General features: G+C 39.3%; 16 protein-coding genes. 6 read left to right on the top strand and 10 right to left on the bottom strand.

The features are described 5' to 3' along the window. Window positions 1–68 precede the first annotated feature (68 nt). On the bottom strand, window positions 69–1,715 hold the full coding sequence (locus tag ACO6S2_RS09295; protein WP_422362224.1) for a dipeptidyl-peptidase 3 family protein: 1,647 nt from the start codon (window positions 1,713–1,715) through the stop codon (window positions 69–71). Window positions 1,716–1,975: 260 nt separating this feature from the next. On the opposite strand from ACO6S2_RS09295, the gene ACO6S2_RS09290 reads away from it, so the two are divergent. Next, window positions 1,976–2,221, top strand: coding sequence for a hypothetical protein (locus tag ACO6S2_RS09290; protein ID WP_422362223.1), 246 nt, complete (start codon window positions 1,976–1,978; stop codon window positions 2,219–2,221). Window positions 2,222–2,225: 4 nt separating this feature from the next. On the opposite strand, the gene ACO6S2_RS09285 is transcribed toward ACO6S2_RS09290, so the two are convergent. Then, a complete protein-coding gene (locus ACO6S2_RS09285; protein ID WP_422362222.1) occupies window positions 2,226–2,819 on the bottom strand; it encodes an HAD family hydrolase in 594 nt (197 codons plus the stop codon). 91 nt (window positions 2,820–2,910) lie between these two features. Between ACO6S2_RS09285 and ACO6S2_RS09280 the strand changes: the two genes are divergently transcribed. Then, complete coding sequence (locus tag ACO6S2_RS09280; protein WP_422362221.1) at window positions 2,911–3,153, top strand: hypothetical protein; 243 nt, start codon at window positions 2,911–2,913, stop codon at window positions 3,151–3,153. On the opposite strand, the gene ACO6S2_RS09275 is transcribed toward ACO6S2_RS09280, so the two are convergent. Together ACO6S2_RS09275 and ACO6S2_RS09270 are read right to left on the bottom strand one after the other, a co-directional pair. Beyond that, on the bottom strand, window positions 3,141–4,025 hold the full coding sequence (locus tag ACO6S2_RS09275) for an MBL fold metallo-hydrolase (protein WP_422362220.1): 885 nt from the start codon (window positions 4,023–4,025) through the stop codon (window positions 3,141–3,143). The two genes, ACO6S2_RS09280 and ACO6S2_RS09275, sit on opposite strands and share 13 nt — an antisense overlap. Before the next feature lie 85 nt (window positions 4,026–4,110). Beyond that, entirely contained in the window at window positions 4,111–4,752 is a 642-nt protein-coding gene (locus tag ACO6S2_RS09270) for a sulfotransferase domain-containing protein (protein ID WP_422362219.1), read from the bottom strand. 148 nt (window positions 4,753–4,900) lie between these two features. Between ACO6S2_RS09270 and ACO6S2_RS09265 the strand changes: the two genes are divergently transcribed. After that, on the top strand, window positions 4,901–6,244 hold the full coding sequence (locus tag ACO6S2_RS09265) for a serine hydrolase domain-containing protein (protein ID WP_422362218.1): 1,344 nt from the start codon (window positions 4,901–4,903) through the stop codon (window positions 6,242–6,244). Here the strand turns inward: ACO6S2_RS09265 and ACO6S2_RS09260 are convergent. After that, complete coding sequence (locus ACO6S2_RS09260; protein ID WP_422362217.1) at window positions 6,241–8,856, bottom strand: hypothetical protein; 2,616 nt, start codon at window positions 8,854–8,856, stop codon at window positions 6,241–6,243. The two genes, ACO6S2_RS09265 and ACO6S2_RS09260, sit on opposite strands and share 4 nt — an antisense overlap. A 141-nt stretch (window positions 8,857–8,997) precedes the next feature. On the opposite strand from ACO6S2_RS09260, the gene ACO6S2_RS09255 reads away from it, so the two are divergent. The 3 genes from ACO6S2_RS09255 to ACO6S2_RS09245 all read left to right on the top strand — a co-directional run bounded on the left by ACO6S2_RS09255 (window position 8,998) and on the right by ACO6S2_RS09245 (window position 11,267). After that, the gene (locus ACO6S2_RS09255) at window positions 8,998–9,612 is read left to right on the top strand and encodes a class I SAM-dependent methyltransferase (protein WP_422362216.1); all 615 of its coding nucleotides are present in this window, start codon (window positions 8,998–9,000) and stop codon (window positions 9,610–9,612) included. Window positions 9,613–9,698: 86 nt separating this feature from the next. Continuing rightward, entirely contained in the window at window positions 9,699–10,601 is a 903-nt protein-coding gene (locus ACO6S2_RS09250; RefSeq protein WP_422362215.1) for a DUF6089 family protein, read from the top strand. 9 nt (window positions 10,602–10,610) lie between these two features. Then, window positions 10,611–11,267, top strand: a complete 657-nt coding sequence (locus ACO6S2_RS09245) for a DUF4159 domain-containing protein (RefSeq protein WP_422362214.1) — start codon at window positions 10,611–10,613, stop codon at window positions 11,265–11,267. On the opposite strand, the gene ACO6S2_RS09240 is transcribed toward ACO6S2_RS09245, so the two are convergent. From ACO6S2_RS09240 to ACO6S2_RS09220, 5 genes are all read right to left on the bottom strand, one after another. Continuing rightward, the gene (locus ACO6S2_RS09240; protein ID WP_422362213.1) at window positions 11,264–11,830 is read right to left on the bottom strand and encodes a pentapeptide repeat-containing protein; all 567 of its coding nucleotides are present in this window, start codon (window positions 11,828–11,830) and stop codon (window positions 11,264–11,266) included. The two genes, ACO6S2_RS09245 and ACO6S2_RS09240, sit on opposite strands and share 4 nt — an antisense overlap. 3 nt (window positions 11,831–11,833) lie before the next feature. Next, window positions 11,834–12,442, bottom strand: coding sequence for a MarR family winged helix-turn-helix transcriptional regulator (locus ACO6S2_RS09235; protein ID WP_422362212.1), 609 nt, complete (start codon window positions 12,440–12,442; stop codon window positions 11,834–11,836). Window positions 12,443–12,512: 70 nt separating this feature from the next. Beyond that, window positions 12,513–12,776 carry a DUF2024 family protein gene (locus tag ACO6S2_RS09230; RefSeq protein WP_422362211.1) on the bottom strand — a complete coding sequence of 88 codons (264 nt, stop codon included), beginning with the start codon at window positions 12,774–12,776 and terminating at the stop codon, window positions 12,513–12,515. Next, window positions 12,776–13,504: a hypothetical protein gene (locus ACO6S2_RS09225; RefSeq protein WP_422362210.1), complete on the bottom strand. Its 729-nt coding sequence runs from the start codon at window positions 13,502–13,504 to the stop codon at window positions 12,776–12,778. The genes ACO6S2_RS09230 and ACO6S2_RS09225 overlap by 1 nt, the downstream gene beginning before the upstream one ends. A 46-nt stretch (window positions 13,505–13,550) precedes the next feature. After that, window positions 13,551–13,784, bottom strand: coding sequence for a thioredoxin family protein (locus ACO6S2_RS09220; RefSeq protein WP_422362209.1), 234 nt, complete (start codon window positions 13,782–13,784; stop codon window positions 13,551–13,553). Between the last annotated feature and the right edge of the window lie 15 nt (window positions 13,785–13,799).

The following is a 13,799-nucleotide window of genomic DNA, read 5'->3' as shown; positions in this document are numbered from 1 at the left end:
AGATTATTGAAAAAGGCCCGTCGGTCAAACGGGCCAAACTTGTAATTTCAATGCTATTACCTAGTTGCTCAGCTATTGTCGGATTGCAGACCCAATACCTCGACACCTTGTTTGAAGACAATGTCTCTTGGAATCCCAGCTTCACCTACTCGATCCAGATCTTTCTGCAATTCAGGTCCAACAATCCCTTTTTCTTTGAATAGCACATCTACTCCTGCATAATCTCCATCTCCTTGCAATTTCAAGATCACTCCTGACAGAGAATTCATAGCAGCTTGAAACTCTTCAAAATTCACTTTGTAGGTTCCATTTTCCGGATTGTAGCTGAAGGCGTTTTGCTCCTTAAAGTAGTTGAATCGAATCATATTAGCCTTACCATGTGCACTGCTTGCACCAAACCGAACAGATCTAAAAATACCTGCTAAGAAAGTGGTGTAGTAGTCCATCAACTCTCCTTCTATTTCACCCTTCTCCTGCAATTGTGTCACCATGTATAAACCAAGAATATCTGCTTTCCCTTCTTCTAATGCAGAACCATGCTCTTTGAGCGCTTGCCTTACTGTACCACTACCATTAATGGTATTCTTAATTCCTAATCCATGAGCCACTTCATGAAACATGGTATTAGCGAAAAAAGCATCGAATGTCACATGCTTTCTTTGAGACTCATGGATCAGTAGGTTATTGATGGGCACCATGATCTTGTCGAACTTTGCCCGCATTGCATTTTTCAGTTGTAATCTACGTGTCCCTTTTTCTAGCTGAACTCTTTCATCATTAGGAAGGTTGATCGCAATTGTTTTTCCGCCAGAATTACAATCACCAGCATAATAGATGACGTCATAAGCATTCAAATCCGAATCTGTTCCCGGAGATTCTTGCTTGTACTCATCGGCTACAGGAAGGTTCTCCTGCAATTCGGGCAGAAATGAAACGAACTTCGTCAAACGCTCACTCCATTCCATATCTTTTATCAGCACATAGGCCTCATGAGCAGCTTTGTAGTTGTACAACTTGTCTTCATAGTTCTCTATCGGACCTACTACAAAATCAATCATATTAGATTTCATATCCATCCATTCTAAGTCACTGGCTAGGTAGTCATCAGACAACAGAGCATCTGCTCTTAGGCTCAAGTAAATACTAAAATCTTCGTCATCAGCTAGATCAGCAGCTTGTCTAAGCAAATGGGCTGCCTCTTTTACTTCCTCTGCAAACGCTTCATTGAATGGAACGGTATACAATTCACCAGCCTCATTTCTTCGAATCAATGTATAAAGGCTTGTTTTTTTCGCATCATCGAACGCTTCAAACTCCTCTTTTGTCATATCGGCAGGATAATACTGCGCTCCGGCCGGTTTTTCACCCATTCCTTGTACAAAAGGTTCATCGGCTCTCAATCTGTCCCATGGACCATAATTTATGGTAGCAAACTGTTTAGTCGCTTCATCTGGCAAACTATTCAGCAAAGCACTTTTGTCTCCATAAGCTTCCTTCCAAAATAGATCGTCCATTATCTTAGACACCTCTATGAGAATGGGAATCATTTGACGTTGATTATCGGATAAATGTCCTAGATCGGCTGTTAACGTATATTCTGCGTATTCATTTACTCGCTCTGACATATCTATTGATGGGGTTTCCTCTGGCGTTTCTTTCTGAGAACAAGAGAAAAGGGCGAGGCCTAAAGCCAGACTGATACTAAAATTTTTCATTTGGGTATTGGTTTTAGTGGATGGTGAAGATAGCAAATGGCTGGAGTAAATTAAAAAGCAGATGAGGACTAATTTGAACTAATCCAAGAATTAAATCGTTTAATCTCAAACGAAACTGCCTTTTAGGTACGTTTTTTGCTTAACAAATGGAAATGAATTGTACAAAACCTAGATAATTAGAAAAATCGGGTTATATTCCATAAAGAAACTAATAATCAGCAATTCACGTTGATTAGAGATGTAAACTAGAAATATTAAGTATGGCGATGGAGCAAAAGCAAAAAGGAAGACCGGCAACCAAACCGGTAGCATTGAAAGAAGGATACTACATTGAATTAAGAACTAAAGGGTCTAGCTCGGCAATTAAATTGCGCAGAAATAGCATGGCCGAAATAGAATTTGCCACTAAGCAATACGAAAAAAGCAAAATTGTGAACTACTTGGGTCAAGTGAAAGACGGTAAGTGGGTAGATGGAAAAAACAAAGGCAAAAAGACCACCTCTTAATACATTATAAGTATTTAGTCACATCTACAACCTTCATACCTGCGGTTTCAGCTGCTTGCATGCCTGGTTTCCCGTCTTCAAATACTACACAATCTTCAGGTTCTATTCCCATTAACTCTGCACATTTCAGAAATGTTTCCGGATGTGGCTTGTAATAGGAGACCTCTGTTGCAGTTACTACATGCGTTATATATTTTGAAAGCTTGAATCTGTCAAAAAGCTCATTTACTACTTTCCTATTACTTCCCGTCCCTACTGCCATGGGAAGTCTTTTCTGATAGTTTTTGATAATTTCAAATACGGGATTGATCAGCTGAATCTTATCCAGATTACTTTCCACAAATATTCGTTTCATCTCAAGTGCTCGATTAATATCAAAGTTTTTAATTTGGTAATCTGCCTCAATCAACCTCATAGTATCCTTTGTTGGAATCCCTCCTCTACTTTCGAAAATCTCTTTTGGATACTCAATTCCATGGGGAGCCAGTGCGTGATTGTATCCATCATGATGAAGTGGCATAGAATCTAGTATGGTCCCATCAAGGTCAAATATTAGCCCTTTAGCTTCTGGGGGAATTGGAATATCAATAGTCTTCATTAGTTTATTTTTGCCGCAAACGTAATGGGATAAGGAACAACAAACAATCTCAGGTTGTTGGCTTATTATTAAACGGTCTTATTCACAAAACATGCTAGATCTCAGAATTACTACTAAATATCCAGAAGAGTTGATATGGAAGGCTAAACTAGAAGAATGGTGTGCAGCGCACAAAATCACAATAGAGAAGTCCCTAGAAGAGCCTGAACTTCATGAAGGTAAAAAGGTAGTACGCGGAATTTCTTCAATTGAATCATTCTTAAAAGAATATAAAGCCTTTTTGGATGACTGGAACGATTGCCGATGCGATAAATGGATGGCTCAATCTGAATGAACCAGATAAAATGCCGTGCCGTCGGTTTTAGAAAAATAGATTGTAGCGTTTTTACCAAATACGGTAGTAATAGTTTCTGTATAACAGTCTCCATTTACTATACAATCCAATAAACCCTTCGAATTAAGTAAATACTGATAAGACACTTTCGGACTTCCGTGCGCTCCGTAGAGCGTATAGCTTTCATCAATAATTGTAAGAAATTTCTCCATACTCCTCAAATAAACTCTCAAATCACTTGCATCGAAGGCGAATAAAGCACCGCTATATAAGAAATCTCCAGTAAAGGCTCTTTTTTCATTGTGATCCACAATAACCACAGATTCCCTGGTGTGCCCAGGAAGATTCACTATTTGAATATTTCTTTCTCCTAAATCAATATCCTTTTCTAATGGCAGCCATTCACCTACGGTGATTGTGGCCGGCCTTGAGCCTACAAACAACTCGGCCTCACTAAAGTCATATACATCGCCTTCTCCTATACCATCTTTAAGAAAAGATAAGTTGGGAAGCGCTATCTCATCAAATTCGGCCACATTATGATTATGATCAAAATGAAAATGAGAAAGTAAGAGCGTAACGGGTAATTGGGTAAGCTCCTGTACTTTGTACATCATTTTACTACCGTCTTGACCTTTATTTTCGCCAGTCCCTGAATCAAACATAATTGCCCGATCAGATCCAGCAATCAAATAACTTACATTAGCTTGAGAGCTTTTTGGTTCTTGTATGGCCCAGGTTTGGCTATCTATAGATGAAATTGTATACCAGTCCTCTACCGGGTCAGGAGTAGAAACAGGGTCATGGTCAGTGCCACATCCTAAAACGAGTAATACTATAAAGAAGACTATGTAGTTAGGTCTTAAAATCATTTGGTCGGTCAATGTTTCGAAGATGTGTAATATACGAATTTCATTAAAGTTGTTCGGTAGTAAATGTGCTCATCCAATGGAAATGTCATACATCAGCCTGTTTTCGAAGTAACGAGAATAAAGAAACTGGAGTCACATTGAGGAAGTTTTGAACTCTATCCATTTCTCGCCCCTCGTTTCTAACAAGATCTTCGTAGCTCAAGGAAAACACCTCATGAAACTTAAGTTCATGCAGTACCCTGGCTCTATTCAACTCTAAATTCTCAGTGTATGAATCAGATTCTTTTTCCGCAATAAACACTGAGTTCCCCTTATTTTGATTGTTTCGGGTGCTACTCCAAGTGCCAGATTTCTTGGCAATTTTTAGCGATGAAAACGCAGCTCGAGAATCCTTTCGACTGAGATCAATTATCTTGATATTTGGATTAGAAGCTATTTCACCCAATACATGACAAAATTGCTCATCACCTAGTTGTTCATAGAAAATTTTGCAGCCGACGGCCTGAATAAAGGAGTGATGATCAGACCAAATCGCTTCCTCTAGTTTTGTCATGCTTTTTTTTTCGGTAAGAATCTCACCATAGGACATGACTCGCGTATTGGAATTTAGCAGGGTATGCAACCAAGTGGATCCAGTCCGTGGATGACAAAGAATTACGAAACGTTGAAAGTCATTATTATGGCCGAATGGCCACTTTTCCAATAACCACTTTCTTTTAAGTACCATTTGTGTTTTCCAATAAATTCTATTCGCGAACAAACTCCTTTATGTTAAGTTTTGACGATTCTCCCCCAAGCACTTCATAATATTGACCAGTCATGCTAAGTTAGTAGTTAATGACAAACGTTGATTAAAGCCATATAAGCAAAGTAAAATGAAAATAGTCAAGTGGATCTTTATTGCCATAGTATGTTGTGGATTTATTGCAGGGGTAATCACCTATTATCCAAAATTGGTTATCATGTCCGGCTATACAGCAAAAATTGCCTGTTCATGCACTTTCATTGCTAATATGGACGAAGAAACGATCTACAACAAAGAGTTGAATTTCAAACCACTTCAGCTAGTCAAGTTCAAAATTGACAAAAAAGAAAAAACAGCCACAGCTTCCCTCTTTGGACTTCATCCAAAAACTGCAGTGTATAGAGAAGGGCTCGGATGTGCACTTTTGACAGAGTTAAGTCCTGAAGACGCTTATACGGCAAATTTTGAGCTACACAGACAAAAACATGATACTTTAACCCATTGGTTTAAGCAAAGAACGGCTCCTACCACTCCCTCATTAGCCAAAGCCATTAATAACGCCTTTATTGAAACCGACCCTAATTTTCCCACAAAAAACACACGAGCCGTGGTGGTACTACACAACGGGCAACTCATCGGAGAGCAATACGCACCCGAAGTAGATAAAAAAACTCCTCTACTAGGTTGGTCAATGACTAAAAGTTTGACCTCTACACTATTTGGGATTTTGTACGACAATGGCTTATTAGATATCGATGACAGAACTGGTATTGCCGAATGGCAAAATGACGACAGGTCTCAAATCACCTGGAAACACCTGTTACAAATGAATAGTGGCCTGAGATGGAAAGAAGACTATGCAGACCTAAGTGATGCCGTCACCATGTTGTTCAATAGCGATGCCATTGGTCAATACGCCCAAAGCGTACCTGCTGAATTTAAGCCAGGCTCGGTTTGGAACTATTCTTCTGGAACAAGTAACATCCTATCCAGCCAAATGAAGAGATTTTTCACTTCGCATAAAGATTATCTCAAATTCCCGTACGACAGTCTTTTCGGGCGATTGGGTATGTACAGTATGAGAATAGAAACAGACGCCACCGGAGAATTTGTGGGTTCGTCCTATGCGTGGGCTACGGCCAGAGATTGGGCTAAGATAGGACAGCTTTATTTACAGAATGGTACTTGGGAAGGCGAACAAATCATATCACCAGAATGGATTTCATTTATTCAAGAACCAGCCAATGGGTCAGATCAACTTTACGGTGGTCATTTTTGGATCAATAGTGGCGGTCGTTTTTCTAAAGTACCGCTTGATGCTTATAGCATGAACGGTTTCCACAGTCAGCGCATCATGATTATTCCTTCAATGGATTTAGTTATTGTTCGCCTGGGTGTCACGTACAAACGAGGAGATTTTGACTTCAACGAATGGTATGGAAAAATAATTGAAGCAGTAGAAAAAGACTACTAATCCTCACAAACCAATTTATCATAGATATCCTCACGATAAGCTTCTGAGAATAATTTATTTCCGTTTGTATCATAGTAAACTACTACATATATATCTGCTTCGGAGACCGCCGTTTCAGTAAAGTACAACTGGGTTTCCTCACCTCCTAAATTCATCACGTCGTGAAAAACCGTAGGTATAATTAACCCTTTAGCACTATGAAATACGCCATACCCTTCTTCTTTCCGAATAAGGAGAATTTTTTCAATTGGTGTATTTTTTATGAATTCATAATACTTGATATCTGCTAACGTTCTGGTACCATTCGACATGTTAACAATATTCCAATACCCATCTTTCAGCCCTAAAAAACTTGAGTCTGACCAATATTCTATCTGCTCAAATTCGGGTTCCACTCGCAGTTCATTCAAGTTATCCAAGAGACCGTATTCGCCATCTTCGTTAACAATGAACATTTCCTTATTATAAGGTTTGATTTTCTCTAGGTAATCCAACCTAAGCAACACACGGTCTCTAAAATTGTAAGCACCAAATTTCCCATTATACAAAACAGGAGCTACCTCGTTCTCCGCTTCACTAATCGCGTCGTATCGAATACGCATAATCAGACGGCCATCCAAGCCTACAGCTCCGTACTTATTGTTTTTCTTTACATAAAAGGCGCTATCCGAAATGTATCCAAGCTCATCGCAAGCAAGTCTAAACTGCTCCAATCCATTTTTATACAAAATATTTTCGCCTCCCTCCTTGACAACAAGAAAGTGTATATCCGTTTTTATTTTTGGCCCAATTGATTTGAGATACTGACCTTCTGTTATCTCAACTACCTCCTTGTTGGGAAATATAGCCAAACCATCTTTACCCCTGAATACGATGGCAATGTCCTCACCTAATAGTTTTAGTGAATCCACCCCAATGATTGGCTCATCATGGATGTTTTTATTATAAACGAACCATTTACCATTTCTTGTCAAGCCTAGCCATTCATCATTTTGATGTACATCCTGATAAATATTTGCAGAAAGCTCTCCCAGTCCCGGATCAAAAGTTGTGTAACCATCCAGTAGTTCAATCACCCAGGTTTCGTGCTTCGTATTTATCCTTTGAGTGGCCTCTGGAGTTATCACTTCCAATTGATCATTCAACAGGACTTCACTGTCCTCTAGAAAGCCGATAATGTATTTGTCGTTAATCAACTCGACCTCCTCGAAAGGTAAGTTCAAATTGAATGAATCAATATCTTTTACTTGTTTAAGGTTGGAAACACCAAAATTTTCACCTTGCCTAAATATCCAAAAAGGACCCTTCGTATAAATTTCATCAAATTCTGGTCGGATGTATCTTCTGCCTGTAACTGACATCACACCAAGTTTACCGTTCAGTTCAAAGGACAATAAACTATTTTCTAAAAGCGCCAGATCGTCATAGACTGCATCTATTAACCTAAAACCGGACTTATGAATCAGCCCAACTTTACCTTCTTCCTCAACAACCAGCAAACCACTGCCAAGATCTTGTGCCTGACCATCAAACCCTTTAAAGACTACCTCACCCTTTCGGTTAACTAGTTGTTTGCTGTCAGTCAATTCTACTGACAGTAATTCATCTAATATATTTCCGCATCTATATTTGGCATCTACTTTCAAGTATGAATGCTCAAGAAAGGTTTCACCATCTAGACTAAGAAAACCAAATCCTCCCCTTCTATGTGCAAAGTAAAGGGCTTGGTTATTCAATCTCTCCAACTGATGAACTGAATCCATAAAATTGGATTTGACACCTATCTTTTGAACCAAGGAGGAAAAATTCGTTCTTTCCAAATGGTAAAGCATGCTCTGCGCCCGAAGTGAAAGGACTGGATTATCATACTTCCTAAGAAAATCAATTATCCGATCGGCATCCAGTTCGCCAACATAATCTTCAAAAATTTTCCGTTCAATAGAATGGCGATAAGGGGTCCGAGGCTCTTCAAGTAGAAATTTCTCAAGATCTTCCGTTTTTCCCGAGCTCGTCTTGTCTTCGAATATCAATTTATCATACTGAATTTGCGCTTTGGCTGCTTGGGTTGCATTTGGGTATTCTTCTAGAAAGCTAGCATATGCTTGCCAGGTATGTGCAGATTCTACCTTTGAAAAAACTAACTGATTACGCTTCGCTACTGCTTGTTCAAAATCTGCAGCTCCTTCATAAATATCAATAAAATGCTCATAAGCAGCTATATCTCCCTTGCTGTTCGCAGCAACAAAAGCCATACTGTCAATGGCTATTTTTTTGTTTTTTAGATCATATTCGAATAGATCAGCATCTTCAAGCTCATCTAAATGATCTTCATTTTGTAGTCTGATATGTTCACAGGCATATTCAATATAAAAATGAGCCGTATCTAAGTGATACTTAGGGTAGTTTTCATTGGAATAAAGTAGCGCCCACACATACTCTGTCGCAGGATTCAAGCTATCATCCTTCATTGACTTGATGAGTATATCTTCCACCTTTTCATAATCACCTTTATCGTAAGCACGTAGAGCCTGCTTCGTCTTTTCAGCCAAGACAGAATGAGATATCAAGGCGAAACAGCATATAATAATGAAGAAAATGGGTCTTTGTTTCATTTAGTCGCTAAAATACAAATTGTCTCTGACACGGCTAAACAATTACTCTCAATGAGCTATTAGTTCAAACATAGAACTCACTTCGAAATTAGAGTTTATGACATAAATTCGCCATTACTACCACAACGTTCATTTTGCAACATGACTACATCACAACTCAATAAATACTTAGGAAATATTGATTTATACCTCTTGGATCAAGTCCTAAAGGGAAATATTAATTCGGATGCAAAAATGCTGGATGCTGGATGCGGTGAGGGAAGAAACCTTATTTATTTCTTAAATAATGGGTTTGATGTTCACGGTATTGACCAAAATGAGAACGCCATCCGTATGCTACAGTTTGTCATTGGGTCCAATTATGCTCATTATTCGAAAGACCGATTTCAAGTGGGCGAGTTGTCCAAACTATCATTTGATAACCATGAGTTTGATTATGTTATTTGTTCGGCTGTTTTACATTTTGCTCAGTCGGAAGATCATTTTTGGCAAATGCTTGAAGAATTAAGTAGAGTGCTGAGTGCAGATGGCACACTTTTCATTCGTATGGCTTCCAACATAGGACTTCATGGTCATGAGAGTTTGTCTAATGGAAGATATAACCTACCGGATGGCAGTCAAAGATTCTTACTTACTGAAAACATGGTCTCAACAATTATCGCTGATCATAACTACTCCAAAGTGGAGCCTGTCAAAACAGTGATTGTAGAAAACCAAAGGTGCATGACTACGCTAGTTCTTAAAAAGGAACAATAGAAATTTGACAATTGTAGCATAATGCTTCCTTCTGTCCGTTATCTTTTCATTGATTACATTAAATTTACCTCGTTGCACAGGTATCTATGATTAAAAAAATAATTCTATTTTCTTTCCTTTCAATGATCACATGGATAGGTCAGGCACAAAGTTTTTTGGGCTGGCAATTGCATGATCGATACTTTTCGATCTATGCGGGCACGGGTTGGACTGGATACATGGGAGACCTAACCAATGGCAATCCTTTTTCGGAAGGCCTTTCGCACATGAACTTTGGGGTAGAAGCCAGACTGCTTACTCGAATAGGCGCTAGGGTTCAATTTTCGAGATATAAATTGGAAGGTACAGATGAAAACGCTGCCGACAGTTCCTTCAATAGACAGAGGAATCTATCCTTTCATTCTACTAATTATGAGTGGCAGGTTGAAGGCGTTTATTATTTCTTGAAATACAGAGGCAAATACCACAAAAGAAGGACCTACGAACCTTACATAGCAGCGGGTTTCGGAAAAACGTATTACAATCCAAAAGCAGATTTTACAGACATCAACGACGTAACCACCACCTACGACCTAAGAGATATTGGAACCGAAACCGAATCCTATGGTAAATCAGCCTGGATCATCCCTGTGAACTTAGGTGTAAAAGCAGCGCTCAATGAGTTTCTCAATTTATCGCTTGACTTGGGTTATCGATTTACATTCTCAGGCCATCTGGATGATGTATATGGCAACTATGCGGGTCCCTTTGAAGACGGAACCATTGAGGCCTCTCTAAGTAATAGGAAAAACGAAGTCCCAGAAATAAACGAGGAAGCTTACGATGCCATTGTACCAGGCGCCCAAAGAGGTAATAAGAAAAACGATGGTTATTTTTTAATCAACGTCAATTTGGAATTATACCTTCCTCAGGATCTTTTTAGAGCCAAGAATGGTCGTCAAAGAAAAGAGAAAATTTTAGGTAAACCTTCTGCTTACGACAAGAAATAGGAACGCTAAATGATCAAGTACATACTTCTATATTTTAGCCTGCTAATTTCCTTCGGCTCCTTCAGTCAAGACAAAATAAAACTAGCCAAACTCAAATACGATGGTGGTGGAGATTGGTACGCCAACAAAACAGCACTCCCCAACCTCGCATCGTTTTGTAACAGACACCTGAGAATGGATTTGGACAAGGTAGATGAAGTGGTTGAGGTAGGGAGCCCGGATATTTTTCTTTATCCCTACATTTATCTTACAGGTCACGGCAATGTGGTTTTCAATTCCAGACAAGCCGAAAATCTTCGTAATTATCTGATCGCTGGTGGATTTCTTCACATCGATGACAATTATGGCATGGATCAATTCATTCGTCTGGAAATGAAGAAGGTATTTCCAGAATTAGAATTTGTGGAACTACCATTCAACCACCCCATTTATGATCAGAAATTCAAGTTCAAAAACGGACTCCCAAAAATTCATGAACACGATGGCAAACCTCCGCAAGGTTTTGGACTAATTTATAAAGGACGTTTAGTATGCTACTATTCCTATGAATCCGATTTAGGCAATGGATGGGAGGATCAGTCGATTTACAACGACACAGAAAGTAAGCGACAAGAAGCCCTAAAAATGGGCGCCAATATTTTGTCTTATGCTTTTATGAATTTTTAATCCACCCTAATATCAAACTGATCCAGCAAACCAATCAAGCCTTCTCTTGAGAACCTGGCTTTCGTGACCTTATTGTTGTGCGGGTTAATAGAGAAATGAAGAGCGGTTCGGAAATCTACCTTTTCTAGATTGGTATGCTCAAATTGGGCTTTGGTTAAATTGCACGACGTGAACTTTGATTCACTCAAATCTGTCTCAACAAAATCCGCTTCTTCGAGACTACAATCGTTGAAAAATGTTCCTTTCAATTTGAGCTGATAAAAAGAAGCTAAATTCATCAAACATTTCTCAAAATTCATTTCTAACAAAAAGGGATTGCATGAGGAGAAATCCACGCCTTGTAGTTTGCACCCCTTAAATCGTACGTCCTTGAATGCCGTATCTCCTAACTTCACTCCTGAGAAATCGCAATCTTCAAAGTCACAATCCATAAATACTCGATGAGACAAATTGACATCAGAAAATAGGCAGTTTTTAAAAAAGCAGCTTTCGTATTCGCCATTTTCAAATCCACTTTCAGAAAAGTCTAAACTTTCAAAGGTTTGGTCGTAGAAAGATTCCATCCATTAGGAGTTTTTTGATTCATATTCCGGACAATCAATCCTGATCTCCTCACTAGCAAGCGGTTGATTAAGGAAATTGCAATAATCCTGATGCCCTTTTTTTTCATAGAATTGACAAGAAAAACAGGTGCGCTGTACACTAAGAATTCCTGATTGATTCAGCTGAAAAATCAAATTCGACAACGACTGATAAATGTTCGCCAATTGTGCGCTTTCCAATTTCTCCAATTCTATCCCTATTGGAGCGGCAAACTGCTCTATTCCCTCTAGTATCTGTTTTCCATTCGTGGTAAGTCCAATAATATAACTTCTACTGTCACCACCGGCGTCTTTCTTTTCTATAAGCCCTTTGAGCAACAATACTCTAACTGCATCACTTACGGTGGGCTTGGTTACATTAAACTCCTGTGCCAGATAGCTCACCTTGCAAAGGTCTGGTTTATGATAAGCGACAAATACGATGATCTGAATTTGAATAGGGCTTAATCCAGTGGCCTTTGATTGATCCCATAAAAGCGTTTTGAAAACTTCTGAAATGCGCTCCAATCCCACGACCACCTTACTTGTGAGATTTTGCTGCTGCGATTCCGTGTCAAATGCACTCTTTTTCATAACATAAAATTGTCCGGTGAGCATGATACCCACCAGACAAAGTTAGTATTCCTAATTAGTAAGCCAAGGCTTAGGCACAATTTTCAAACTCTATGATATCAAAGCCTTTTCCCTCAATAGCTCGAACCGTCTCGTCAGTCGCTCTTTCAATGTGACAGAACTCACACTTCCTTATCTCCACATTTTCTACATCCAACTCCTTGCTTGCCAAAAACTGATTGGCGTATTCAAGGATTTGATCACTCTTCTGCACTTCCGTTGAAACTAGAATGTCAAAATGCATCAACAGACCATCTGTGCGATTTACATAGGTATCCCAAACAGCTATATCCATTACTCTTTATTTACCTGATACGGAAGAGACAAATCTCCACTAGCTACACTGTACACCTCATATACACCCAGCATCGGTTTGTCACTCAAAGAAGTATTCACTTGCATATAAGCCGTCACTCCATCATAACTAAACGACGATTGGTTATTCATTCGATACATCGGAACAATGACTCGGATAAACGCCCCATCTGTGACTACTTGAAAACCTGGTGAATCCATGTACATAGGCATGCCTGGATTGGTAGGAGGAAGTACCACCTCAGAATCAGCAGTATCAAACTGTTTTACAGCCAATCCGCCGCCTACACGATCATCCTCAACAAGTACCACCCAATGGGCGTGCCACTCCACTCCATCATTATCATACACCTGATCATTGTTTTCATCCCATAAAGGGGTGTCATCAAAATCCGGATGAGCGGTAAGTGCCATAGCCACGATTCCTTCTGTAGACGAAAAGCCCACATCAGTAGGCTTTAGGTTTGTAGGAAAAACATAACCCAACACCGGAGCTCCATCAAGCTGACCGGCAGCTGTAGGAACTGACACACCTGCTGCTCCCTCTACTTCTATTTCCCAAACATTGATTCCAAACCTTTCCAAATTGGTGACTTGAACAGACTTGATCAATAGATTTTGATCATCAGGCTTTATATCCTGAGATTCTTCGCATGCCCCTACCGTGATCGATAAAAACATCAATGTGAACATAATTATATATTTCATAACATTATTTTAATAAGGATTCCTAACTTTTTAAACCAAAAAAATATTAAGCCTTCAAATCATCGAGTGAAGCACCAAAGTTGATATGCAATACATTGCCAGATGGTGTAACCAAGGCTGGCACGGACTGAACACCTGCTTCTTCTGCTGTACTTACTTTCCCTTTGTCTTCACCAAGGTGAACGACTTCAACTGCGTTAGCGTCAATTAAACCTAAAATCTCCTGCTCAACACTTACACATACTGGACAACCTGCGTGATAAAAAACTGATTTACTCATAATTACTCATGTTTT

The sequence above is a fragment of the Reichenbachiella sp. genome (assembly GCF_965233835.1).
Classification (GTDB): Bacteria; Bacteroidota; Bacteroidia; order Cytophagales; family Cyclobacteriaceae; genus Reichenbachiella.
This window is presented reverse-complemented; position numbering and strand designations above follow the sequence as displayed.